Genomic DNA, 23,041 nt, shown 5'->3' with positions numbered 1-23,041 from the left:
CTCCCGGAGCAGCAAAATGACGGCTACGGCGCGTCGCAGAGGGGTTCGAGCATCGTTTCGTCAGCTTCGCCGCCGTGGTTGCGTATTGCTGTTAGCGTGGAGAGGCAACCTCAACGGGAGCGCTGTCATGAGCGATCAAGTGAATGGTTCTCAGGCCGCCAAACAGTCCTCTTGCCTGCGTCGCGCGCAGCTGATGCAGTGGTCCGGCATGGTGATGTTCGTCCTGGCCATCGGCCTGGCCGCGCTGACGGACTTCCTGACCCACAGCGAGGGCATGACCACCATCGTGCTCTTCGGTGGGCTCGGGCTGCTGGCGATGGTGTCGGCGCGCTTCATCGCGATGGCTTGCCTGCGGAAGCAGCATCCGTAGGGCGTATAAGGCTCCGCGTAATACGCCGTTTGGCCTGAGCCTCAGACCGCTGCGGGTTCAGTCATGGCGCCAGCAACAGGGCAGGGAGTATCGGCGTACAACCGCGAACGGTTGTACGCCCTACGGACAGCTTTTCGTAGGAGCGAGCTTGCTCGCGAAGGGAGTCTACCGGCAGCACCGGCGCTGGGCGGTTCGCGAGCAAGCTCGCTCCTGCAATAGAGCCGGCGGTTTCAGCGCTGCGGCGCTTGCGGCTGAATCCGCTGCGGGTCGATCCCCTGGTCGCCGATATTGATGTCGTCGGTCATCTGCGGTTTGGGCGGTGGCGCGACGTCGTGCCCGGCGGGCCCGCCGTGGCCGCTGCAGGACGATCCGCCCAGGGCGAGGGCCAGTACGCCCGCCAGTAGCAGCGCGATGAATCTAGGCATCTGCGCGTCCTCCCGTTGGCTGTCCCCCCCTCCAGTGAACGCGCCCTGGGACCTGTCACCCCGCGCGCCTGACGAACGGCGCCACCTCCCTGTCACGAAATGAAAAGCCCCTGTCGTTCGATGTGAAGCGGCTGTCCGGCCCCCTCCCTAGAGTCCGATCCATGGGCATCCGCCCACTAAAAAAACAAGACAGACTGGAGAATCCGGCATGGCCAAAGCCGTTCGTTTCTATGAAACCGGGGGTCCCGAGGTCCTGCGTTACGAGGACGTGGAGGTCGGCGATCCCGGCCCGGGGCAGGTTCGCCTGCGCCACGTTGCCGTAGGGCTGAACTACGCGGACACCTACTTCCGTAATGGGACCTACGCGGTGCCCCTGCCCAGCGGCATGGGTGTGGAAGCCGCCGGGGTGGTGGTGGCGGTGGGCGAGGGCGTGCACAACGTCGTACCGGGCGACCGGGTCACCTACACCGGCTTCATCAATACCCTGGGCGCCTACAGCACCGAGCGCCTGGTGCCCGCCGCACCCTTGATCCGCCTGCCCGAAAGCATCGCCTTCGAGACCGCCGCCGCGATGACCATGCGCGGCCTGACCTCGGCCTACCTGATGCGCCGCATCCATGACTTCAAGCCCGGCGACAGCATCCTGCTGCACGCCGCTGCCGGTGGCGTGGGCCTGATCGTCTCGCAGTGGGCGCGCCTGCTCGGCCTGCGGGTGATCGGCACGGTCTCCAGCGAAGCCAAGGCCCAGGTCGCCCTGGCCCACGGCTGCGCGGAGGTCATCGACTACAGCCGCGAAGACGTTGCCTCGCGGGTCCGCGAGCTGACCGATGGCCGTGGCGTGGACGTGGTGTTCGACAGCGTCGGCAAGGACACCTTCATGTCCTCCCTGGATTCGCTCAAGCGCCGTGGCCTGATGGTCTGCGTCGGCACCGCGTCCGGGCCGATCCCGCCGTTCGACCCGGTCCTGCTGGCGATGAAGGGCTCGATCTTCCTCACCCGCCCGGCGCTGGCCGACTACATCGCCGACCCGGCGGAGAAGGCCGCGCTGCTGGATGAGCTGTTCACCCACGTCGGCGATGGCGACATCCGCATCGAGATCAACCAGCACTATGCGCTGGAAGATGCCGTGCAGGCCCACCGCGACCTGGAGTCGCGCAAGACCACCGGCTCGTCGATCTTCGTCATCTGAGGTGACTCGTCATGCACGTGGAGCAACTGACTTGCAGCATCGGCGCTGAAGTTTCCGGCGTGAACCTGGGCGATGCCGCCCGTGACGATGCACTGTTCGACGAAATGCGCAGCCTGCTGCTGAAGCACAAGGTGCTGTTCCTGCGCGACCAGGACATCAGCCGCGCGGACCACGTGGCCTTCGCTCGCCGTTTCGGCGAGCTGGAGGACCACCCGGTGGCCGGCAGCGACCCGGAGCACCCGGGCCTGGTGCGCATCTACAAGACCCCGGACCTGCCCAACGACCGCTACGAGAACGCCTGGCACACCGACGCCACCTGGCGCGAGGCGCCGCCCATGGGCTGCGTGCTGCGCTGCGTGGAATGCCCGCCGGTGGGTGGCGACACCATGTGGGCGAACATGGCGCTGGCCTACGAGAACCTGCCGGCCGAGATCAAGAGCAAGATCGCCGAGCTGCGCGCCCGCCACAGCATCGAGGCGAGCTTCGGCGCGGCAATGCCGATCGAGAAGCGTCTGGCCCTCAAGGCGCTGTACCCGGACGCCGAGCACCCGGTGGTGCGTACCCATCCGGAGACGGGCGAGAAGGTGCTGTTCGTCAACGCCTTCACCACCCACTTCACCAACTACCACACCGCGCAGAACGTGCGCTTCGGCCAGGACGCCAACCCCGGCGCGCTGGACCTGCTGCGCTACCTGGTGAGCCAGGTCTACATCCCCGAGTACCAGGTGCGCTGGCGCTGGAAGAAGAACAGCGTGGCGATCTGGGACAACCGCAGTACCCAGCATTACGCGGTGATGGATTACCCACCCTGCGTGCGCCGCATGGAGCGCGCCGGAATCATCGGCGACAAGCCGTTCTGATCCTCGGAAAAAAGAGCTCTACAAGAACAATTTACGGAGACTGACATGCAATTTTTCGACGATTCCCTGCACCCGGAGAACCAGGACAAGGTAGTCATCACCGTGGCCCCCTACGGCCCGGAATGGATGCCCGAGGACTTCCCCGAAGACATCCCGGTGACCATGGACGAACAGGTCCAGAAGGCCGTGGACTGCTACGAAGCCGGCGCCACCGTGCTGCACCTGCACGTGCGTGAGCTGGACGGCAAGGGCTCCAAGCGCCTGTCCAAGTTCAACGAGCTGATCGCCGGCGTGCGCGAAGCCGTGCCGGACATGATCATCCAGGTCGGCGGCTCGATTTCCTTCGCCCCGGAAAGCGACGGCGAGGCGGCCAAGTGGCTGTCCGACGATACCCGTCACATGCTCGCCGAGCTGACCCCCAAGCCCGACCAGGTGACGGTGGCGATCAACACCACCCAGATGAACATCATGGAGCTGCTCTACCCGGAGTACCTCAAGGGCACTTCCCTGGAGCACCCGGCCTACCAGGCGGCCTACAGCGAGATGACCGTGCCGGCCGGCCCGGCCTGGGTCGAGGAGCACCTGAAGCGCCTGCAGGCGGCCAATATCCAGCCGCACTTCCAGCTCACCGGCATGCACGCCCTGGAAACCCTCGAGCGCCTGGTGCGCAAGGGCGTCTACAAGGGCCCGCTGAACCTGACCTGGATCGGCATCGGCGGCGGCTTCGACGGCCCCAACCCGTTCAACTTCATGAACTTCGTGCACCGCGCGCCGGACGGCGCCACGGTCACCGCCGAGTCGCTGCTCAAGAACGTCCTGCCGTTCAACATGATGGCCATGGCCATGGGCCTGCACCCGCGCTGCGGCATCGAGGACACCATCATCGGCCAGCACGGCCAGCGCATGACCTCGGTCGAGCAGATCCAGCAGTGCGTGCGCGTTGCCCACGAGCTGGGCCGTGAGGTCGCCAGCGGCCAGGAAGCCCGCGCCATCTACAAAATCGGCGTGCAGTACGACAGCGTCGAGGAAACCCTGCGCATGAACGGCATGGCGCCCAACCGCCAGCCGGGCCAGAAGTCCGTCCCGCTCCGCGCGTGACAGGCTCCGGTGCGGGTTCTGCCAGTAACCCGCACCGGCTTTTACCCCAGAAGAACAACAAGAACCCGATTACTCGCCTGGAGAGGTAGCGTCATGGCCATCCACTCCGTCGCCCTGGGCGACATTTCCGCCACCACGCCCAGCGTGCCGCGTCGTTATGCCTGGGTCGTGTTCGCCCTGACGTTCGGCCTGCTGATTTCCGATTACATGTCGCGCCAGGTGCTCAACGCCGTCTTTCCGCTGATCAAGGGCGAATGGGCCCTGAGCGATGCCAAGCTCGGCCTGCTCAGCGGCATCGTCGCCGTCATGGTCGGCCTGCTGACTTTCCCCCTTTCGCTGCTCGCCGACCGCTGGGGCCGGGTGCGCAGCCTGTCGCTGATGGCCATGCTCTGGAGCCTGGCGACCCTGGGCTGCGCGCTGGCGCAGACCTTCCCGCAGATGTTCGCCGCACGCTTCTTCGTCGGCGTCGGCGAGGCGGCCTACGGCAGCGTTGGCATCGCCGTGGTGATCTCGGTGTTCCCGGCGCACCTGCGCGCCACCCTGACCGGCGCCTTCATGGCCGGTGGTATGTTCGGCTCGGTGCTGGGCATGGGCCTGGGCGGCGTGCTGGCCGCCCACCTGGGCTGGCGCTGGGCGTTCGCCGGCATGGCGCTGTTCGGCCTGTTGCTGGCGCTGCTCTATCCGCTGGTGGTGAGCGAGAAGCGCATCGCACCGGTAGCCGCCGCTGAAGCGCCGCGCCAGGTGGGCGGGCGCTCGCTGCGCAGCCTGTTCGGCAGCCGTTCGGTGATCGCCGCCTACCTGGGCAGCGGCCTGCAGCTGTTCGTCGCCGCCGCCGTGATGGTGTGGATTCCCAGCTACCTGAATCGCTACTACCACCTGGACACCGACAAGGCTGGGCTGATCTCGGCGGTGATCGTGCTGGTGGGCGGCAGCGGCATGGTACTCTGCGGCATCCTCTGCGACCGCCTAGGTCGCGCCAATCCGCCGCGCAAGATCGTCCTCGCCATCGGTTTCTGCCTGGCCAGCTGCCTGCTGCTGTCGGTGGCCTTCCACCTGCCGCCGGGCACGATGCAACTAAGCCTGCTCGCCCTCGGCATGTTGATGGCGGCCGGCACCTCCGGGCCGTCCGGCGCCATGGTGGCCAACCTCACCAGCCCGGCCGTGCACGGCACCGCCTTCGCCACCCTGACCTTGGCCAACAACCTGCTGGGCCTGGCGCCCGGCCCGCTGCTCACCGGCGTGCTGGCCGACGCCGTGGGACTGGACCGCGCGTTCCAGATCGTCCCGCTGCTGAGCATTTTCGCCGCGCTGGTGTTCATCTATGCCCGGCGCCACTACCACAGCGATATCCGCCGCCTGCGCGGCGAGGAGGAGGGCGCATGATGCCGACGCTGAACCTGGACATGACCTTCGACTTCATCTGCCCCTGGTGCCTGATCGGCAAGCGCAACCTGGACACCGCGCTGCGCCTGCTGGCCCGGCAGCGTCCGGAACTGGACGTGCGGGTGAACTGGCTGGGGCTGCAACTGCTGCCCCAGGTACCGATGGAGGGCGAACCCTTCGCCGCGTTCTACCAGCGCCGCCTGGGCGGCAAGCGGGCGGTGCGCGCACGCCAGATGGAAGTGCGCGACGCCGCGCGCCAGGCCGGGGTCGAGATCGACTTCGAGCGCATCCGCAGCATGCCCAATACCACCTACGCCCACCGCGTGTTCCAGCGTGCCGCCCAGCTGGGCAGCCAGTCGCAGCTGGAGCGCCTGCTGGAACTGCTGTTCCGCGCGCACTTCCAGCTCGGCGAGGACATCGGCCAGCGCGATACCCTGCGGCGCCTGCTGCGCGCCTGCGATTACATTCCCGAGCAGTTCGAGGAGGCGCTGGCCGACGGCGCACGTGCCTTCATCGGCCGCCGCGTGGGACTGGCGGACTCCAGCGTGCCGCTGTTCCTGCTCGACGGGCGCGCCTTCGCCCTCGGCGGGCAGAGCCCGGACCAGCTGCTGGTGGCCCTGCTGCGGGCCTTCGATCGGCAGGAGGCGCTGTCGGCATGAGTGGCGCGTTGCACATTCCGAGCGAACGGCTGCCCGCACGGGGCGGCCGCAGCCTGTTCCATCACGAGAAGGGCATCGTCCTGCTGTTCGACGTGGAAGGCTGCCTGTACGCCATCGACGACCGCTGCCCCCACGCCGGAGCCTCGCTGTTCACCGGCCGCCTGGACGGCCGCTGGCTGCAGTGCCCGGCGCATGGGTTGAAGTTCGACCTGGACACCGGCTGCCCGGCGGGCATCAAGGGTTTCGGCGTGCGTCGCTATCCCATCGAATGGCGTGCCGACGAGTGCTTCCTGCTGCTCGACGAAACGATCGCCGAGGGAGTTTCCGCATGAGCACCGCCGTCATCTCGGCGCTCGGCACCCGCAGCCGCACGCTGCTGCCGGGGCTGCTGGTCAGCGCCATGGTCGCCGCCGCGGCGACCTTCCTCTCCGAACACTACGGCGCGCCGGTGATGCTGTTCGCGCTGTTGCTGGGCCTGGCGCTGAACTTTCTCGCCACCGACAGCGTGTGCAAGGCCGGAATAGAATTTACTGCCCGCGAGATCCTGCGTTTGGGTGTGGCGCTGCTGGGCATCCGCATCACCTTCGGGCAGATCGCCGAGCTGGGCTGGCAGCCGGTGGTGATGGTGGTTGTGCTGGTGACGGTGACCATCCTGGTCTCCATCGCTGCCGCCCGCGCCATGGGCTTCAACTTCCTGTTCGGCCTGCTCACCGGCGGCGCCACGGCCATCTGCGGCGCCTCGGCGGCCCTGGCCCTGGCGGCGGCGCTGCCGGCCCATACGCAGAAGGAAAAGGCCACGCTGTTCACCGTGCTCGGTGTCTCGGCCCTTTCGACCCTGGCGATGATCCTCTACCCGATGATCGTCCATGCCCTGGGCCTGCCGCCGTTGCAGGCGGGCATCTTCCTCGGCGGCACCATCCACGACGTGGCCCAGGTGGTCGGCGCTGGCTACAGCATCTCGCCGGAGGTCGGCGACAGCGCCACGGTGGTCAAGCTGATGCGCGTGGCCATGCTGCTGCCGGTGATCCTCTGCGCGGCGATGATCACCCGCGCCCGCGGTGTCGAGCCGGGCGACAAGCGCCCACCGCTGTTGCCCTGGTTTGCCGTGGGTTTCGTGCTGCTGGCGGCGGTCAACAGCACCGGGTTCCTGGCGCCGGTGGTGCAGCAGGCGGGCAGCAAGTTGTCGCAATGGTGCCTGGTGATCGCCATTGCCGCCCTGGGCATGAAGACCCAGCTGCGCGCCCTGGCCACGGTGGGGATCAAGCCGATCCTGCTGATGGTGGGGGAGACGGTGTTCCTGGCGGGGCTGGTGTTGGGGATGTTGAAGATCGCGGGCTGATGAGTGCCCTTGAGTGATCGCGGACTTTGTCCGCGATGCTTTCATAAGGCGGACAACAGCTAAAGCGATACCCGCCGTCTTGTTCGGTGTTTCTGCGCCGCTTCGGCGTGCACTGAGAGATTTTGTTTCGCCCCCTCGGGCGACCTACTTTGGCAAACGACCCAAAGTAGGCAAAGGTCTCGTCCCGACATCCGGGTCCGGCTTCGCCGGACTCCCCTCGCTCCGGTATCGCTCCGAGGGTCGGCGTAGAAGGGCCATCCCTGGCCCTCTACGCCTCTCGCGGCATCCATGCCGCTCGCCCCTCTGCGCAATACCTCCACTCGGCCTCCTGACGGGACTCTGCGCGCGCCTGCAACTTTGGCTGCTACATGCTGGACTGCTTTTGGTAGGAGCGAGCTTGCTCGCGAACAGATTTCCCGGATGCAGCGGAGTCAGGCGGTTCGCGAGCAAGCTCGCTCCTACAAAGGCGGATAACGCTGCGCGTTATTCGTCCTACTGGGGTTCATCCTGCAGTGTGGGTGCAATGACAAAACTTCGCGGACAAGGTCTGCTCCTACGGGAGCAGAGCCAGCTCGGAGCAAGCCCCTGCCTTTGCTTTGCTCTTGAAGACTTCCAGAGAAACCTCCGCGCGCGCCGGAGCGCACCTTCAGGAGGCCGAGTGGAATCGGAGTTTCAGGGGTTGAGCGGCATGGATGCCGCGAGAGCGTCGTTGGGCCATGGATGGCCCGTCGACGCGTGCCCCTGAAACTTCGATGGAGCGAGGGGAGTCCCGCGAAGCGGGACCCGGATGATGGGGCAAAGACCTTTGGTTACTTTCTGTCGTTTGAGAAAGTAACTCGCCCGAGGGGGCGAAACAAAATGTCCTCGAACACGCCGATGCGGCGCTGAACACCAAACCCAAAAGCATCGCGGACAAAGTCCGCTTCTACGAGATACATCTGCACTCGGGTCGGCCCTCACCCTCACCCTAACCCTCTCCCAGGGGGAGAGGGGACCGTTCGGCGCAGGATCAAACCGAGGTGTTAGCCGGCACGGACAGCTCCCTCTCCTGGGGGAGAGGGCAGGGGTGAGGGGGAGCGCAGGCACGGATTATCCAGAAGAAGACAGTTGCTCCTACAAAAGCCCGCCCTGGCGAGCTCTCACTCCAACTCCCGCCCCGTATGCTCCCGCCGCCAGGCCGCCGGCGACATGCCGTACTGAATGGTGAACCAGCGGGTGAACGAACTGGGCATCCCATACCCCAGCAGGTCGGCAATCCGGCTGAGCGAGTAGCGCGGGTTTTCCATGTAGCGCAGCACCAGCTCGCGGCGCACTTCGTTGATCAGGTCGGAGAAGGTCACGCCGTTCTCCTCCAGGCGGCGCTGCAGAGTGCGCACGTTCAGGCCCAGCGACTGGGCGATCTGCTCGATGGTGGCGCGGCCCATGGGCAGCAGCAGGTAGATGGCCTTGCGCACCTCGTTCAGGGTGCTGCCGTCGGTGGCGCCGGGCAGCGAGTCGACGAAGCTGCGCGCGTGGCGGGCCATGGCCGGGTCGGCCATGGGGTTGGCGGCGTCGAGGTCGGCCGCCGGGATCACGATGCCGTTGAACTCGCTGCCGAACTCGATCTTGCAGCCGAACAGGCGCTTGTGCACCTGCAGGTCGGCCGGCGCGTCGTGGGTGAGGTTCACGCTGATCGGCCGCCAGTGCGGGCCGAGGAGGGCGGCGCAGAGTCGGTAGAGGGTGCCGATGGCCAGTTCGATGCCCTGGCGCATGGGCATCGGCGGCACGGTGATGATCTCTTCGCGCAGGATCGCGGTCTTGCCTTCCTGGTCCACGTACAGGGCCAGCGATTCGTTGATCAGGTGGCGGTACTGGACGATGGTGTCGATGGCTTCGCGCAGCGTCGCCTGGTGGGTGATCAGCAGGCTGATCACGCCGAAATCGGCGAGCTGGCGGGATTCGGCCATGCGCAGGCCGAAGGTTTCGCAGCCGCAGGCGCGGGCCGATTCTTCCAGCAGGCTCACCACCGGAGTGATGGGCACACGCTGCTCGGGGTGCTCCAGCATGGACAGGCTCAGACCCACCCGGCTGAGCTGTTGCTGGGGATTCAAGCCGAGGTGGCGGGCCACCTCCAGGTAGTTGGTCAGGGCCGCAATACGAACCATTGGTGTCATGCCGATCGCCTTCTTGTTCTTGTGGCTGCGTCGCGCCGGTGGGGCTGTCACGAAATGACAGGTGCCGAACTCTCACCGGAGCGCGTTTGGCTTGTTCGATGACGACAGATTCTATCGGCGAGTTCAGTAAAGCGTGTACGAACTTTTGTATATCACCCGGCGGCGCTGAATGCCACCGAGAGGCCCTAGCTCGCGTGGTGCGTGGGATCTGCCTGATGAACCGCATGCCGGATGACGTCCGTGCTGTCATCAATTGCGAAGTGCCTGACGTTCTATGCAAAGCAACGCCGCCGGGCTGCCTCTACTGTCTAGTCCAACAAGTTCGAAATAGCTGCAAGGTGACCCGGTGAAACACAACAACTCCACCACCGTCCTCATCGTTCCCGGCCTGCGCGATCACGTGGCCGAACACTGGCAGACCCATCTTCAGGCCCGCCTGCCTAATGCGCGCAGCGTGCCGCCGCTGACCGAGGACAAGCTTGACCTCGATGCCCGCGTCGCTGCCATCCAGCACGAGCTGGCGCAGATCGACGGCCCGGTGATCCTGGTCGCCCACAGCGCCGGCACCCTGATGGTGGCGCACTGGGCTGCCCGTCACGACCGTCCGATCAAGGGCGCGCTGCTGGTGACCCCGCCGGACCTCGAAGGCCAGTGGCCTGACCATTACCCGAGCCCGGCGAGCCTCGCCGAGCGGGGCTGGGCGCCGCTGCCGCAGCAACCTCTGCCGTTTCCGACCCTGGTGGCGTCCAGCGACAACGATCCGCTCGCCACGCCAGAGGCGGTGCAGCGCATGGCCGACACCTGGGGCGCAAGCCTGGTGGCGCTGGGTCGCGTTGGTCACATGAACCCGGCATCCGGCTTCGGTGACTGGCCGGAGGCGGACAACCTGATCCAGATGCTGGATCGCTGATCCCCCGATAGGAAGTTAACGCTCCGGCGCCTGGCGCCGGGGTTTGGCCCCCGTACGCCCTGATGGCGGCGAGGGCGAGGGCCGCGGGACGGGCCCGGATAGCGTCCCGACTACAACAAGAAACGGAGCACACGCATGCACTACCAGAGCAACCCACCGCGGCGGCTGCGCCGCTGCCTGCTCGCCACGGCGATTCTCGGCGCTATCGGCGGCACCTCGGCCCAGGCGTTCGAACTGAACACCGGCAACCCGGACATCGCCGTCCGCTTCGACAACACCGTCAAGCTCAGCTATGGGCAGCGGGTGGAAGCGGCCAACAGCAAGATCGCCGGCACCGCCAACACCAATGACGGCGACCGCAATTTCTCTTCCGGCAGCCCGGTGACCCAGCGCTTCGACCTGCTCAGCGAGCTGGACTTCGTCTACCGCGACAGCATGGGCTTCCGCGTCAGCGCCGCCGGCTGGTACGACAACGCCTACGAAGACGTTGGTTCGAGCAACCCGTTCCCCGGCCAGAAGGGCAACGCCGGCCACCTGGTCACCAAGAACGGCGCCGTGATCGCTCCGCCCGGCGCCAAGGCGTCCACCCACGGCCTGAGCAACTTCGCCGACCGCTACTACAACGGCCCTTCCGGCGAACTGCTCGACGCCTTCGTCTTCGCCAGCCACCAGGTCGGTGACGACATGCTGCTCAGCGGCAAGCTCGGCCGTCACACCGTGTACTGGGGCGAGACCCTGTTCAGCGCCGCCAACGGCATCAACTACGGCCAGTCGGCCCTGGACCTGGGCAAGCTGTACAACGTGCCGGGCACCGAGGCGAAAGAGCTGTTCATGCCGCGCAACCAGCTTTCCGCGTCACTGACGGTGAACCCGGAGCTGACCCTGGCCGCGCAGTATTTCCTCGAGTTCGAGAACTCGCGCTTCCCCGAAGGCGGCACCTACATGGGGCCGTACGACATGCTCAACGACGGCGGCAACGTGTTCTGGCTGCCGCTGCCCGCGCTCAACGCCTTCTACGGCGCGCCGCGCGGTCATGACCGCGAGCCGGACAACACCGGCGACTTCGGCCTGATGGCCAAGTGGAGCCCGGAGTGGCTCGACGGCACCCTCGGCTTCTACTACCGCAACACCTCCGACACCCTGCCGGCGGTGCTGGTGGACGCGCCGAACCTGCAGAAGCCCGGTCTGGCCGGCCTGAAAGGGATGAACTACTTCACCGCCTACGCCGACGACATCGACATCTATGGCATCAGCCTGTCGAAGGAAGTCGGTGGGGTGAGCGTCGGCATGGACCTGAACTACCGCGAGAACATGCCGCTGGCGAGCAACTTCACCACCGTCAATTCCACGCTCTACAACGCCGCGCAGAAGGGGCTGATCAATGGCGCCAACCTGATCGGTTCGCTGCCCAGCGACGGCGACACCGGCCTTGCCCGCGGCAAGACCTTCCATGTGGTGCTCAACGGCCTGGTGACCTTCGGCGCGACCCCGCTGTGGGACGCTTCGTCGCTGGCGGTGGAGGGCACCCTGACGCACCTGATCGACGTCACCGAAGGCGAGCAGACCTTCAAGGGCGACTCCAGCTACCACGGCGTGGACAAGGTCACCACCAATGCCTACGCCATGTCCGCCAACTTCACCCCGACCTGGTACCAGGCCTTCCCCGGCGTCGACCTGTCCATGCCGATGGCCTACAACGTCGGCCTGCACGGCAACTCGGCGGTGCAACTGGGCGGCAACGAAGACGCCGGCAGCTACTCGATCGGGGTGGCGGCGGACTTCCACCAGAAGTACCGCGTCGACCTGAAGTACGTCGACGCATTCGGTCCCTTCGATACCTGCGAAAGCGGACACGACAACAACACCCCCGGGGCTAATGGGCAGTACCAGTGCATCCCCGGGCAGATCACCTCGCAGGGCGGCCTCGCGCCCCTGCTGAAGGACCGCGGCATGGTGACCGCGTCCCTCAAGGCGACCTTCTGATTTCACCCCAGGCTCCTTACCCGGAGCAGGAGAAAAACAGCATGAACTTCAAGCCAACCCTGATCGCCACGGCCCTCGGCCTGGCCCTGTGCGGTGCAGCCCAGGCTGCCGTCTCGCCCCAGGACGCCGCCCAGCTGGGCACCACCCTGACCCTGGTCGGTGCCGAAAAGGCCGCCAGCAGCGACGGTTCGATTCCCGCCTACACCGGCGGTCTGACCAGCGCCCCGGCCGGTTTCAAGGCCGGTGACAGCATGCGCCCGGACCCCTTCGCCGGGGAGAAGCCGCTGCTGGTGATCGACGGCAAGAACGTCGACCAGTACAAGAACGAGCTGACCGCCACCACCGTCGAGCTGGCCAAGCGCTACCCGAGCTTCCGCGTCGACGTCTACCCGACCCACCGCACCGCCGCGCTGCCTGATGCGGTGCTGGAGAACAGCAGGAAGAACGCCGTCGCGACCCAGTCCCTGGAGGGCGGTACCGCCATCGACAACGCGCTGCCAGGCGTGCCGTTCCCGATGCCGAAGACCGGCGCCGAGGCCATGTGGAACTTCCTGCTGCGTTACCAGGGGGTTAACATCAAGGCCAAGTACGACTCCTGGAACGTCGATTCCTCGGGCAGCGCCAACCTCGCCACCACCGGCCAGGCCTTCATCAACTACCCGATCTACGAGAATCTCACCCAGCCGGTGAAGGGCTCCGAGGTCTACTACCAGATGAAGCTGTACTACAGCGGCCCGGCCCGCCGCGCCGGCGAGGCAATGATGCTCAAGGACGCCGCCAACCCGCTGCAGCAGCCGCGCCGCGCCTGGCAGTACCTGCCCGGCCAGCGCCGCGTGAAGCTGGCGCCGAACCTGGCCTACGACACCCCGAACCCCGGCATGGCCGGCGCCGGCACCTACGACGACGTGTTCGTCTTCAACGGCGCGCTGGACCGATACGACTGGAAGCTGGTGGGTAAGCAGGAAATGATCGTGCCCTACAACACCTACCGCCTGACCTACACCAGCGACATCAAGCCGGTGGTCACGCCCAATCACCTGTCGCCGGACTTCGTGCGCTGGGAGAAGCACCGCGTGTGGGTCGTGGAAGGCACGCTGAAGTCCGGTGCGCGGCACATCTACGCCAAGCGCCGCTTCTACCTCGACGAGGACAGCTGGGTGGCCGTGGCTTCCGACCAGTATGACGCCCGTGGCCAGCTCTATCGCGGCTCCTTCGCCTTCCTCAGCCAGAGCTACGACAAGCGCATCCCGGACGCCACGCCGTTCATGATCTACGACCTGACCGCCGGCTCCTACAACATTAACGGCGTCGTCGGCCCGTACGGCGGCATCACCTACATCGATCCGCTGGCCGCCACCCAGTGGTCGCCTGAAGCCCTCGCGGGAAGCGGTATCCGCTAAGCGGATGAGTTCGCGGCGGCCCACAAGGCCGCCGTGTATTTCAGATCGAGGTAGCCGTATGCAATTTCCCCTCAAGCTCGCCCTGGCCTGCGCCGGGCTGGGACTGGCGCTGCTCGCCGGTCACGCCGGCGCCGATGAATTCGTCGACGTGCTGGACCTGCCCTCGCAGCCCACCGCACTGGCCATGAGCGGCCCGCTGGCGGCCATTGCCCGCGCCGACAAGCGCCTGGTGGTGGTCGGCCAGCGCGGCCACATTCTCTATTCCGACAACGACGGCAAGGACTGGCGGCAGGCCGAGGTGCCGGTCAGCTCCGACCTCACCGCCGTGCGCTTCCCCACGCCGCGCGACGGCTGGGCGGTGGGCCACGACGGCGTGGTGCTGCACAGCGCCGACGGCGGCGAACACTGGATCCGTCAGCTCGATGGCCGCGCCATCGGCCAACTGATGCTGGATTACTACACGGCCCACCCCCAGGCGGATAACGAAACCCTGCTGGAGCAGTCGCGGCGCATGAAGGAGGAGGGAGCCGACAAGCCGTTCCTCGACCTCTGGTTCCGCAACACCCAGGAGGGTTTCGTGATCGGCGCCTTCAACCTGATCCTGCACACCACCGATGGCGGGCGCAGTTGGGAGCCCTGGAACCATCGCATCGACAACCCGCAAGCGCTGCACCTGACCGCCATGTCGGCGGTGGGCGGGGACCTGTTCATCGTCGGCGAACAGGGCCTGCTGCTCAGGCTCGACCCGGCGGGCCAGCGCTTCGTGGCGCTGAACTCGCCCTACAAGGGCACCTTCTTCGGCGTGCTCGGCAAGCCCGGCCTGCTGTTCGCCTATGGCCTGCGCGGCAACGCGGTGCGCAGCGTCGACGGCGGCGCGAGCTGGAGTGCGGTGGCCACCGGCCTGCCGGTCAGCCTCACGGCGGCCAGCGAGGGCGCCGACGGCGGCCTCTACCTGTTCAGCCAGGCCGGCCAGGGGCTGGTCAGCCGCGACGACGGCGCCACCTTCAAGCCGCTGACCCTGGCCCAGCGCACGCCCGTCAGCGGCGCCCTGATCAGTGGCGACAGCCTGCTGCTGGTGGGCAATCGCGGCCTGCAACGCAGCGCGTTGCCGCTCACACAATAAGAAAGAGACAGCCTCCTATGGTCGACCTCAAGCAAGGGCAACTGCCCGTCATCAGCGATCTGCGGGACTTCGACGCGCACAGCGGCAGCCTGCTGGAACGCTTGGTGTTCAACCATCGGCTCCTGTTCATCGGCCTGATCGCCCTGGTCACGCTGCTGCTCGGCTGGATGGCGGTGACCCGCCTGGAGATCAAGCCCAGCTTCGAGAAGATGATCCCGCAGAGCCACCCCTACATCCGCAACTACTTGGAGAACCGCGGGGCGCTGCGCGGCCTGGGCAACTCCGTGCGAGTGGTGGTGGAGAGCCGCGACGGCGACATCTTCGCGCCGGCCTACCTGGACACCCTCAAGCAGATCAACGACCAGCTGTTCCTCAGCCCCGGCGTCGACCGCGCCTGGATGAAGTCGCTGTGGTCGCCGGCGGTGCGCTGGACCGAAGTGACCGAGGAGGGCTTCCAGGGCGGCCCGGTGATGCCCGACGGCTATGCCGGCGACGCCCCGAGCATCGCCACGTTGCGCCAGAACATCGCCCGCGCCGGCATCGTCGGCAGCCTGGTGGCCAATGATTTCCGTTCGAGCATGCTGGTGGTGCCGCTGCTGGACCATGACTCGGCCACCGGCAAGGGCATCGACTACCAGCAGTTCTCCCACCAGCTCGACGCGCTGCGCCTGAAGTACGAATACCTGGGTGACCAGCGTGCCTTCGAGGCCGGCGAGCCGGGCAAGGGTGCCATGCGCATCCACGCGATCGGCTTCGCCAAGCTGGTCGGCGACCTGATCGACGGCCTGCTGCGGGTGATGATGTTCTTCGGCCTGGCGGTGGTCTCGGCCTTCGTCATCATCCTGCTCTATACCCGCTGCCTGCGCAGCAGCCTGCTGGTGATCGTCTGCTCGCTGCTCGCGGTGATCTGGCAGCTGGGCCTGATCGCCTGGCTGGGCTATGCGCTGGACCCTTACTCGATCCTGGTGCCGTTCCTGATCTTCGCCATCGGCGTGTCCCACGCCACGCAGAAGATGAACGGCATCATGCAGGACATCGGCCGCGGCACCCATCGCCTTGTGGCGGCGCGCAACACCTTCCGTCGCCTGTTCCTCGCCGGGGTCAGCGCACTGCTGTGCGACGCCGTGGGCTTCGGTGTGCTGATGCTGATCGACATCCCGGTGATCAAGGCCCTGGCGATCACCGCTAGCATCGGCGTGGCGGTGCTGGTCTTCACCTCGCTGCTGCTGATGCCGGTGGCGTTGTCCTTCATCGGCGTCAGCCCGCGCGCCGCCGCCCGCGCCCTGCGCGAGGAGCAGCAGGAAGCCCGCGAGCAGGGCCTGGGCCGCCTGTGGAGCCTGCTCGACCGCTTCACCGAACGGCGCTGGGCGAGCATCGCCCTGGCGGTCGCCGCGCTGATCGGCGCCGGCAGCTTCCTGGTCAGCCAGCGCCTGCAGATCGGCGATCTCGACGCCGGCGCGCCCGAGCTGCGCGCGGACTCGCGCTACAACCGCGACAACGCCTACATCACCAGCCACTACGCGCTCTCCAGCGACCTGTTCGCGGTGATGGTGAAGACGCCCGCCGAAGGCTGCCTGAACTACAAGACCCTGATCCTCGCCGACCGCCTGGGCTGGGCGCTGCAACAGCATCCGGGCGTGCAGGCGAGCGTGTCGCTGGCCGACGCGGTGCGCCAGATCACCGCCGGCACCTACGAGGGCAACCCCAAGTTCGCCAGCCTGCAGCGCAACCAGGACGTGCTCAACTACTCGGCGCAGCAGGCCTCGGTGAATACCCCGGAACTGTTCAACACCGAGTGCTCGGTGATGCCGGTGATCGCCTTCCTCAAGGACCACAAGGCCAGGACCCTGGAGGAAGTGACGACCATCGCCGAGGACTTCGCCAAGGCCAACAGCACCCCGGACCGCCAGTTCCTCCTCGCCGCCGGCAGCGCCGGCATCGAGGCCGCCACCAACAGCGTGGTGCACCAGGCCAACCGCACCATGCTGCTGTACATCTACGGGGCGGTCAGCCTGTTCTGCCTGATCACCTTCCGCAGCTGGCGCGCGACCCTGGTGGCCATGCTGCCGCTGGTGCTGACCTCCATGCTCTGCGAGGCGCTGATGGTGTTCCTCGGCATCGGCGTGAAGGTGGCGACCCTGCCGGTGATCGCCCTGGGCGTGGGCATTGGCGTGGACTATGCGCTGTACCTGTTGAGCGTGCAGTTACAGCTGCAACGGGCCGGCTTCCCGCTGGCGATGGCCTACCAGCAGGCGGTGATCTTCACCGGCAAGGTGGTGGCATTGGTGGGCGTGACCCTGGCCGCCGGGGTGATCACCTGGGCCTGGTCGCCGATCAAGTTCCAGGCGGACATGGGGATTCTGCTGACCTTCATGTTCCTCTGGAACATGCTGGGGGCGCTGCTGCTGATCCCGGCGCTGTCGCACTTCCTGCTGAACGACAGGAAACGCTGAGCGGGGGGGCGGCGACCACAGGGAGTACAACCGTTCGCGGTTGTACTCCGTTTTTCCTAGGGATGGTTGCGATAGCGCTCGGCCAGCGATTGCACGCGAGAGACGTAGGTTTGCGTCTCCGCGTAGGGCGGCACCCCGTTGTACTTGTCCACGGTCATTTCGCCGGCGTTGTAGCCTGCCAACGCCAGCGTCTGATTACCGTTGAAGCGCTTGAGCAGCCAGGCCAGGTAGCGCACTCCACCGCGAATGTTCTGCCGCGCGTCGAACGGATCGTCCACATCGAAGCGTTCTGCGGTCTCGGGCATCAATTGCATCAGCCCCTGGGCGCCGGCCATGGAAACGGCGTTGGGACGAAACGCCGATTCGGCATGGATCACCGCGCGGACCAGCGCCCTGTCGACACCGTAATGGCCCGACGCGGCTTCGATCTCCCGTCGATAGGAGCGGGTATCCAGGCGCAGTGAGGCGACCTTGAAGTCCCTCGGCATCCTGCATAGGTAGCAGCCCTTGATGAAGTTCACCTCGATGACATCGACCCGCGCGGAGATGCCGACAGGGCGTCGACTCACATACTGACGAACGCCATTGTGGACGAAGGTGTACACCTGAATTCGCATGGTGCGGGGATTGTCGCCCTGCTCGATCATCGGCGTGGCCTTTGACCTGGCGCCGATAACCGCGCCAGCCTTGCCGTTCTGGAGAGTGCAGCGGGCGCCGGGAATGGCATGGCGGGTGTGGCTGATGGTTCCGTCCCGTGCCTGGCACTTGAACAGGGCGTCGGCGTAAAGCGGAGCGACCAGCAATGCCAGTCCGATGCAGCCAGGAAGGCTCCTGCGAGCCCATCGCCATGCTCTGGAAGTCATCACACCGCTCCGCGCGCGGGCGCCGATCAGGCTGCGGAGCGCCTGACCTGGGCAAGGGAAAGGCCAACAGGGGCGGTCGATGCAGGGGGATCCTGTCGACCTGCCGCTTCGTTCGGGTAGTTATAGCCCTTTCAACTCGCCGTGGAGTTTGTGCAGACGTACGGCCTGCAGGTGCTTGATGCCTCTGCCTGTGGTTTCCCTCACCCGAGAATGAAATACACCTTGCGCACCGGCGTGAGGTTTTCCCAGGTGCCCTTGAAACCCGCGGCCACCACGAAGGAATCTCCGGGCCCGAAGGTCTTCGCCACGCCGTCGGCATCGGTCAGGCGCACGCTGCCTTCGAGGATGTGGCACAGCTCGTCGTAGTCGCACTCGCACCGTTCCAGGTGCACACCGGCTTCCCAGATGCCGGCGATGGCGTTTTTCTCCGGCGCCGAGAAGTGTCGCCAGCTGCGGCTCCGGTACGGCGCATCGACGATGGCCGGGTCGTTGATTTCGCGCTCTTGGGGCGCGAGGTCGGGGTTGGCGAAGTCGATGACGTGGCGGGGCAGGGTGGACATGAAGTTCTCCATCAGGAATCGAAACCGACGCCGAAGGCATCGAAGGTCTTGAGCAGCAGGTCGCGGCGGCCGGTGCGGTCTTCCTTGGCCAGTGAGCGCTGGGCCAGGCGCACGCCGAGGTAGCGCAGCGGCTCGGGCGGGAAGGGGAAGGGTTTCTGCGAGGTCATGCGCAGTTCGGTGCGTTCGGTGCGTTCGCCGGCCAGTTGGTCGAGCATGTTCAGCGCGGCGAAGCGGCTGGCCGACACGCCCTGGCCGGTGAAGCCGAGTGCGTAGGCCACGCGCCCACCGAGCACGCAGCCGGTGAACAGCGTGGTGCGCGCCGAGGTGTCGATGATGCCGCCCCAGGCGTGGCTGAACTGCACCGGGCCGAGCTGCGGAAAGGCTTCGCGGAACTGGCCGGCCAGGCGCTCGAAGCTTTGCGGACGCTGGGTCAGGGCTTCGTCGCGGCGGCTGCCGAAGTGATAGATGGCGTCGAAGCCGGCCCACAGAATGCGGTTGTCGGCGGTCTTGCGCAGGTAGTGGAACTGGTTGCCGGCATCGGCGATGCCGTAGCGGTCGACCCAGCCGATGGCGCGCAGCTGATCGTCAGTCAGCGGCTGGGTGACCAGCGAGTAGTCGTATACCGGAATCACGCTGGAATTCAGGTGGCCGAGCAGCGGCGGGGCGATGTTGGTGGCCAAGGCGATCTGCCCGGCTTCCAGCTCGCCATGGTCGCAGCGCAGCATCAGGCGGTCGCCAAGCGGGTGCAGTTCCTGGACCGGGGTGTTCTCGAACAGCTCGACGCCTTGCTCCAGGCACACCCGGCGCAGCTCGGCAGCCATCTTCGCCGGGTTGAGCAGCGCGTAGTTGGGTTCGAAGACGCCGGCCTGGTAGGCGGGCGAGTCCAGCCTGCCGGCCAGTTGCGCTTTGTCCAGAAACTCGCAGTCGATGCCGAAACGCTCGTAATTGCGCTGCATGCCGCGCAGGCCGTCGACCTGCCAGGGCTGGGCGGCGACGTTGAGTTTGCCGCGGCGTTCGAACTCGACGTTCATGCCGAAGCGCTGGAGGTCCGCCTCGAACTCATCGAGGTTCTGTCGGCCCAGGCGTACCAGGGTTTCGGCTTCTTCCGGCCAGCGACGCAGGGCGTTGCCTACGCCGTGGGAAATGCTCGGTGCGCAGAAACCGCCATTGCGCCCGCTGGCCTCGCCACCGCAACGACGCGCCTCGACCACCGCGATGCTCGCGCCGGGCCGGCGCTGACGGGCGTGCAGGGCGGTCCACAGACCGGTGAAACCGCCGCCGACCACCACCAGATCGAAGCTGCGATCGGCCTCCAGCGCAGGGGAAGCAGGAGCGAGATCGAGGGTGTCGAGCCAGAAGGGTCTGGGAGTGGTGCGTGCAAGTGAGGCGGATGTCATCGGAAAACTCCGGCAGAATGTCGGAAGAAAAAGCGGCCAGCGGGCCGCGTCCGAAATCTTGTAACGCTCACGGGGGCCAGGCATACGGTCCGCCGCTCTTTGCGGGCACGCCCGGAGCAGGAAAAGCCGGCCGAGACCGGCAGGGGAAAACCATGAGTGACGAACAGGGCTGGAGCGCCACCCTCGAAGGAGCGACCTACCAGCCCGACCCGGCCAGCGCCGCTACCCATGCCGTGGTGATGCGCTACCACCAGGCCTGGCGCCGGCATGACATCGACGCGCTGATGGCGCTGTTCGACCCGCAGGTGGAATACAACGACTTCTTCCAGGGCCGGCGCATCGCCACGGAGGAACTGCGCGGCTACCTGCAGTCGAGCATGCCGGCGGCGGGGGACGAGTCGCAGCTCTACACCGACCGCCTGCGGGTGGACGGCGACACGGCGTTCCTGCAATACCAGGTGACCTTGCGCGGCACCCAGGGGCTGGTGTCCTACCGTGCCACGGAGGCGTACACCGTGCGTGAGGGACGGATAATCCGGGTCAACGAGCACACGGCCCTGGTCGGCCAGCCGCAGAAAACCTCCAGCGAGGCGCCGGAGCGCATGGCCGGCAGCCGCCTGGGGCTTTCCGCGCGGCAACTGAGCCAACTGGGTGGCGACATCCAGCAGTATTTCCAGCAGACCCGGCCCTTCCTCAACCCCGACCTGGACATGCCCCAGGTGGCGGCGGCCACCGGCTACACGCGCAACCAGATTTCCTACTTCCTCAACCAGGTGCTGGGCCTGAGCTTCTACCAGTACCTGAACCAGTTGCGCCTGCGTCATCTGCTGAGCCAGCTCGGTGATACCAACAGCGTCACCCGTATCGACGAACTGGCGCGGGCGGCGGGGTTCCGCTCGCTGTCGACCTTCTACCGCTGCTTCCGCGAGGAGACGGGACTGTCGCCCAAGGCGTATCTGGAGCAGAAGGCAGCTTCGTGATCGGATCGTTCTCTTAGGATGGCGTGGAGCGAAGCGATACCCATCAATCGCTGGCGACCCCGCCGATGGGTATCGCAAGCTCCACCCATACTACGGGGTGCCATGTGCCCGAATGGCTCCTCCGCGCGTGCCCGCATGCACGGCGCCCGCGTTATCAATCCCGCGTCCATTTCCCTATGCTCGGCCGACAAGCATTCCAATACCCTCAGGAGACCTTCGCATGCGCGACCAGCTCTATATCGACGGCCAATGGCAGGCCCCCGCGAAAGGCGGCCGCTTCGAGGTGTACGACCCCTCCAGCGAAGCGGTGCTGACGGAAGTCGCCGCCGCCACCGGCGAGGACGTGGAGCGTGCCGTGCAGGCCGCGCGCCGGGCATTCGATGAGGGCGAGTGGGGGCGCAGCACGGGCAAGGAGCGCGCGGTTTACCTGCGCGCCATCGCCGACAACCTGCGTGGTCGCCGCGAGGACCTGGCCCGTCTGGAAGTGCAGGACAACGGCAAGCCGCTGCCCGAGGCACAGTGGGATATCGACGACGCCATCGGTTGCTTCGACTACTACGCCGAGCTGGCCGAAGGGCTGAGCGACGAGGGTGAAGTGGTCGCGCTGCCGGACGAGCGCTTCGCCTGCCGCGTGCTGCGCGAACCGGTGGGCGTGGCCGGGCAGATCATTCCCTGGAACTACCCGCTGCTGATGGCTTCGTGGAAGGTCGCGCCGGCGCTGGCCGCCGGCTGCACCGCGGTGCTCAAGCCGTCCGAGCTGACCCCGCTGACCTCCCTGGAACTGGCTGCTGCCGCGGACGCCGCAGGCCTGCCCAAGGGCGTACTGAACGTGGTCACCGGCCTGGGCCGTGACGCCGGCTCGCCGCTCTCGGCGCATCCGGGGGTGGACAAGCTGGCCTTCACCGGCAGCGTGCCGACCGGGCGCGCGATCATGCAGGCGGCAGCCCAGGACATCAAGAACGTCAGCCTGGAGCTGGGCGGCAAGTCGGCCTTCATCGTGTTCGACGACGCCGATGTCGAGTCCGCCGTGGAGTGGATTCTGTTCGGCATCTTCTGGAACCAGGGCCAGGTGTGCAGTGCCACCTCGCGCCTGCTGGTACAGGACGGCCTGCATGACCGGCTGATCGAACGCCTGGTGGAGGAAACCCGCCGCATCACCCTCGGCAACGGCCTGGAGCCGGGTGTGCTGCTCGGCCCGCTGGTCAGCGCCGGGCAGCATGCCAAGGTGCTGCAAGCCATCGAAGCCGGCGTGCGCGACGGGGCGAAGCTGGCCACCGGCGGCAAGCGTCCGGCGCATCGCGATAGAGGCTGGTTCGTCGAGCCGACGGTGTTCATCGATTCGCCGTTGGAAAGCGCGCTGTGGCGCGAGGAAGTCTTCGGCCCGGTGCTCGCGGTGCGTCGCTTCAAGGACGAGGCCGAGGCGCTGCGCCTGGCCAATGACAGCCAGTTCGGCCTGGCGGCGGCGGTGATGTCCGCCGACCCGGCGCGCTGCCAGCGTGTCAGCCGTGGCCTGCGCGCCGGCATCGTCTGGGTCAACTGTTCGCAGCCGACCTTCACCCAGGCGCCCTGGGGCGGCTACAAGCAGAGCGGCATCGGCCGCGAGCTGGGCGTGTGGGGGCTGGACAATTACCTGGAGACCAAGCAGGTCACCGAGTACCTCAGCGACCAGCCGTGGGGTTGGTACATCAAGTAAGCCGGGGTACGCCGGCAGGGGCTGCTTGCTCGCGACCCGATCTGGCGCAGGCCTTGCCGGCGAAATCCAGCGCGGATGACTCCATTCTCACAGGTAGACAATGGAGTCTCATGCCTACGTAGGGCGTATAACGTTCGACGTTATACGCCGTTTGACCTCGGTATCAGGGCGCTCCAGGTTCAACGTCGAAGCGGGAGGCGGCG

General features: G+C 66.6%; 20 protein-coding genes. 15 read left to right on the top strand and 5 right to left on the bottom strand.

Features of this window, described 5'->3' with window-relative positions; genetic code table 11:
- Positions 1-127 precede the first annotated feature (127 nt).
- Positions 128-370, top strand: coding sequence for a hypothetical protein (locus tag ACAW63_RS19795; RefSeq protein ID WP_331319440.1), 243 nt, complete (start codon positions 128-130; stop codon positions 368-370).
- Between the two features lie 230 nt (positions 371-600).
- Here the strand turns inward: ACAW63_RS19795 and ACAW63_RS19790 are convergent, their stop codons facing one another.
- On the bottom strand, positions 601-795 hold the full coding sequence (locus tag ACAW63_RS19790; protein WP_371227977.1) for a hypothetical protein: 195 nt from the start codon (positions 793-795) through the stop codon (positions 601-603).
- A gap of 208 nt (positions 796-1,003) precedes the next feature.
- Between ACAW63_RS19790 and ACAW63_RS19785 the strand changes: the two genes are divergently transcribed.
- From ACAW63_RS19785 to ACAW63_RS19755, 7 genes are all read left to right on the top strand, one after another.
- Entirely contained in the window at positions 1,004-1,984 is a 981-nt protein-coding gene (locus ACAW63_RS19785) for a quinone oxidoreductase (protein WP_371227975.1), read from the top strand.
- An 11-nt stretch (positions 1,985-1,995) separates the two neighbouring features.
- A complete protein-coding gene (locus ACAW63_RS19780) occupies positions 1,996-2,844 on the top strand; it encodes a TauD/TfdA family dioxygenase (protein WP_331319439.1) in 849 nt (282 codons plus the stop codon).
- Positions 2,845-2,889: 45 nt separating this feature from the next.
- A complete protein-coding gene (locus tag ACAW63_RS19775; protein WP_275611670.1) occupies positions 2,890-3,942 on the top strand; it encodes a 3-keto-5-aminohexanoate cleavage protein in 1,053 nt (350 codons plus the stop codon).
- Positions 3,943-4,035: 93 nt separating this feature from the next.
- The gene (locus tag ACAW63_RS19770; RefSeq protein ID WP_371227973.1) at positions 4,036-5,325 is read left to right on the top strand and encodes an MFS transporter; all 1,290 of its coding nucleotides are present in this window, start codon (positions 4,036-4,038) and stop codon (positions 5,323-5,325) included.
- Positions 5,322-5,984: a DsbA family protein gene (locus tag ACAW63_RS19765; RefSeq protein ID WP_371227971.1), complete on the top strand. Its 663-nt coding sequence runs from the start codon at positions 5,322-5,324 to the stop codon at positions 5,982-5,984. Before ACAW63_RS19770 ends, ACAW63_RS19765 begins: the two co-directional genes overlap by 4 nt.
- Positions 5,981-6,316, top strand: a complete 336-nt coding sequence (locus ACAW63_RS19760) for a Rieske (2Fe-2S) protein (RefSeq protein ID WP_371227969.1) — start codon at positions 5,981-5,983, stop codon at positions 6,314-6,316. The genes ACAW63_RS19765 and ACAW63_RS19760 overlap by 4 nt, the downstream gene beginning before the upstream one ends.
- A complete protein-coding gene (locus tag ACAW63_RS19755; RefSeq protein ID WP_371227967.1) occupies positions 6,313-7,323 on the top strand; it encodes a YeiH family protein in 1,011 nt (336 codons plus the stop codon). Before ACAW63_RS19760 ends, ACAW63_RS19755 begins: the two co-directional genes overlap by 4 nt.
- Before the next feature lie 1,139 nt (positions 7,324-8,462).
- Here the strand turns inward: ACAW63_RS19755 and ACAW63_RS19750 are convergent.
- Positions 8,463-9,467: an AraC family transcriptional regulator gene (locus ACAW63_RS19750; protein ID WP_275611942.1), complete on the bottom strand. Its 1,005-nt coding sequence runs from the start codon at positions 9,465-9,467 to the stop codon at positions 8,463-8,465.
- A 355-nt stretch (positions 9,468-9,822) separates the two neighbouring features.
- On the opposite strand from ACAW63_RS19750, the gene ACAW63_RS19745 reads away from it, so the two are divergent.
- From ACAW63_RS19745 to ACAW63_RS19725, 5 genes are all read left to right on the top strand, one after another.
- Complete coding sequence (locus ACAW63_RS19745) at positions 9,823-10,386, top strand: RBBP9/YdeN family alpha/beta hydrolase (protein WP_371227965.1); 564 nt, start codon at positions 9,823-9,825, stop codon at positions 10,384-10,386.
- Positions 10,387-10,521: 135 nt separating this feature from the next.
- Entirely contained in the window at positions 10,522-12,369 is a 1,848-nt protein-coding gene (locus ACAW63_RS19740) for a DUF1302 domain-containing protein (RefSeq protein WP_371227963.1), read from the top strand.
- Positions 12,370-12,410: 41 nt separating this feature from the next.
- A complete protein-coding gene (locus ACAW63_RS19735) occupies positions 12,411-13,769 on the top strand; it encodes a DUF1329 domain-containing protein (protein ID WP_371227961.1) in 1,359 nt (452 codons plus the stop codon).
- Positions 13,770-13,827: 58 nt separating this feature from the next.
- Positions 13,828-14,892, top strand: a complete 1,065-nt coding sequence (locus ACAW63_RS19730; protein ID WP_371227959.1) for a WD40/YVTN/BNR-like repeat-containing protein — start codon at positions 13,828-13,830, stop codon at positions 14,890-14,892.
- Between the two features lie 17 nt (positions 14,893-14,909).
- Entirely contained in the window at positions 14,910-17,345 is a 2,436-nt protein-coding gene (locus tag ACAW63_RS19725; RefSeq protein ID WP_371227957.1) for an RND family transporter, read from the top strand.
- 56 nt (positions 17,346-17,401) lie between these two features.
- On the opposite strand, the gene ACAW63_RS19720 is transcribed toward ACAW63_RS19725, so the two are convergent.
- The 3 genes from ACAW63_RS19720 to ACAW63_RS19710 form a co-directional block, all read right to left on the bottom strand.
- Positions 17,402-18,208 carry a lytic transglycosylase domain-containing protein gene (locus tag ACAW63_RS19720; RefSeq protein ID WP_371227955.1) on the bottom strand — a complete coding sequence of 269 codons (807 nt, stop codon included), beginning with the start codon at positions 18,206-18,208 and terminating at the stop codon, positions 17,402-17,404.
- Between the two features lie 200 nt (positions 18,209-18,408).
- Positions 18,409-18,768, bottom strand: a complete 360-nt coding sequence (locus tag ACAW63_RS19715; RefSeq protein WP_371227953.1) for a cupin domain-containing protein — start codon at positions 18,766-18,768, stop codon at positions 18,409-18,411.
- 11 nt (positions 18,769-18,779) lie between these two features.
- Positions 18,780-20,165 (bottom strand): NAD(P)/FAD-dependent oxidoreductase, encoded by a 1,386-nt coding sequence (locus ACAW63_RS19710; RefSeq protein ID WP_371227951.1) that lies wholly within the window; start codon positions 20,163-20,165, stop codon positions 18,780-18,782.
- 239 nt (positions 20,166-20,404) lie between these two features.
- Here ACAW63_RS19710 and ACAW63_RS19705 point away from each other — a divergent pair, with 239 nt between their 5' ends.
- Positions 20,405-21,145, top strand: a complete 741-nt coding sequence (locus ACAW63_RS19705) for a helix-turn-helix domain-containing protein (RefSeq protein ID WP_371234722.1) — start codon at positions 20,405-20,407, stop codon at positions 21,143-21,145.
- A 220-nt stretch (positions 21,146-21,365) separates the two neighbouring features.
- A complete protein-coding gene (locus ACAW63_RS19700) occupies positions 21,366-22,838 on the top strand; it encodes an aldehyde dehydrogenase family protein (protein ID WP_371227949.1) in 1,473 nt (490 codons plus the stop codon).
- The last annotated feature ends 203 nt before the right edge of the window (positions 22,839-23,041 follow it).

This window comes from Pseudomonas sp. QE6, from assembly GCF_041379005.1.
Lineage (GTDB): Bacteria > Pseudomonadota > Gammaproteobacteria > Pseudomonadales > Pseudomonadaceae > Pseudomonas.
The sequence above is the reverse complement of the archived record's forward strand: the minus strand, read 5'-3'. Positions and strand labels throughout refer to the sequence as shown.

Excerpts from the sequence above, each read along its gene's own strand:
- ACAW63_RS19795 (WP_331319440.1), top strand. The coding sequence starts at position 128 with ATGAGCGATCAAGTGAATGGTTCTCAGGCCGCCAAACAGTCCTCTTGC.
- ACAW63_RS19790 (WP_371227977.1), bottom strand. The coding sequence starts at position 795 with ATGCCTAGATTCATCGCGCTGCTACTGGCGGGCGTACTGGCCCTCGCC.
- ACAW63_RS19785 (WP_371227975.1), top strand. The coding sequence starts at position 1,004 with ATGGCCAAAGCCGTTCGTTTCTATGAAACCGGGGGTCCCGAGGTCCTG.
- ACAW63_RS19780 (WP_331319439.1), top strand. The coding sequence starts at position 1,996 with ATGCACGTGGAGCAACTGACTTGCAGCATCGGCGCTGAAGTTTCCGGC.
- ACAW63_RS19775 (WP_275611670.1), top strand. The coding sequence starts at position 2,890 with ATGCAATTTTTCGACGATTCCCTGCACCCGGAGAACCAGGACAAGGTA.
- ACAW63_RS19770 (WP_371227973.1), top strand. The coding sequence starts at position 4,036 with ATGGCCATCCACTCCGTCGCCCTGGGCGACATTTCCGCCACCACGCCC.
- ACAW63_RS19765 (WP_371227971.1), top strand. The coding sequence starts at position 5,322 with ATGATGCCGACGCTGAACCTGGACATGACCTTCGACTTCATCTGCCCC.
- ACAW63_RS19760 (WP_371227969.1), top strand. The coding sequence starts at position 5,981 with ATGAGTGGCGCGTTGCACATTCCGAGCGAACGGCTGCCCGCACGGGGC.
- ACAW63_RS19755 (WP_371227967.1), top strand. The coding sequence starts at position 6,313 with ATGAGCACCGCCGTCATCTCGGCGCTCGGCACCCGCAGCCGCACGCTG.
- ACAW63_RS19750 (WP_275611942.1), bottom strand. The coding sequence starts at position 9,467 with ATGGTTCGTATTGCGGCCCTGACCAACTACCTGGAGGTGGCCCGCCAC.
- ACAW63_RS19740 (WP_371227963.1), top strand. The coding sequence starts at position 10,522 with ATGCACTACCAGAGCAACCCACCGCGGCGGCTGCGCCGCTGCCTGCTC.
- ACAW63_RS19735 (WP_371227961.1), top strand. The coding sequence starts at position 12,411 with ATGAACTTCAAGCCAACCCTGATCGCCACGGCCCTCGGCCTGGCCCTG.
- ACAW63_RS19730 (WP_371227959.1), top strand. The coding sequence starts at position 13,828 with ATGCAATTTCCCCTCAAGCTCGCCCTGGCCTGCGCCGGGCTGGGACTG.
- ACAW63_RS19725 (WP_371227957.1), top strand. The coding sequence starts at position 14,910 with ATGGTCGACCTCAAGCAAGGGCAACTGCCCGTCATCAGCGATCTGCGG.
- ACAW63_RS19720 (WP_371227955.1), bottom strand. The coding sequence starts at position 18,208 with ATGACTTCCAGAGCATGGCGATGGGCTCGCAGGAGCCTTCCTGGCTGC.
- ACAW63_RS19715 (WP_371227953.1), bottom strand. The coding sequence starts at position 18,768 with ATGTCCACCCTGCCCCGCCACGTCATCGACTTCGCCAACCCCGACCTC.
- ACAW63_RS19710 (WP_371227951.1), bottom strand. The coding sequence starts at position 20,165 with ATGACATCCGCCTCACTTGCACGCACCACTCCCAGACCCTTCTGGCTC.
- ACAW63_RS19705 (WP_371234722.1), top strand. The coding sequence starts at position 20,405 with ATGCGCTACCACCAGGCCTGGCGCCGGCATGACATCGACGCGCTGATG.
- ACAW63_RS19700 (WP_371227949.1), top strand. The coding sequence starts at position 21,366 with ATGCGCGACCAGCTCTATATCGACGGCCAATGGCAGGCCCCCGCGAAA.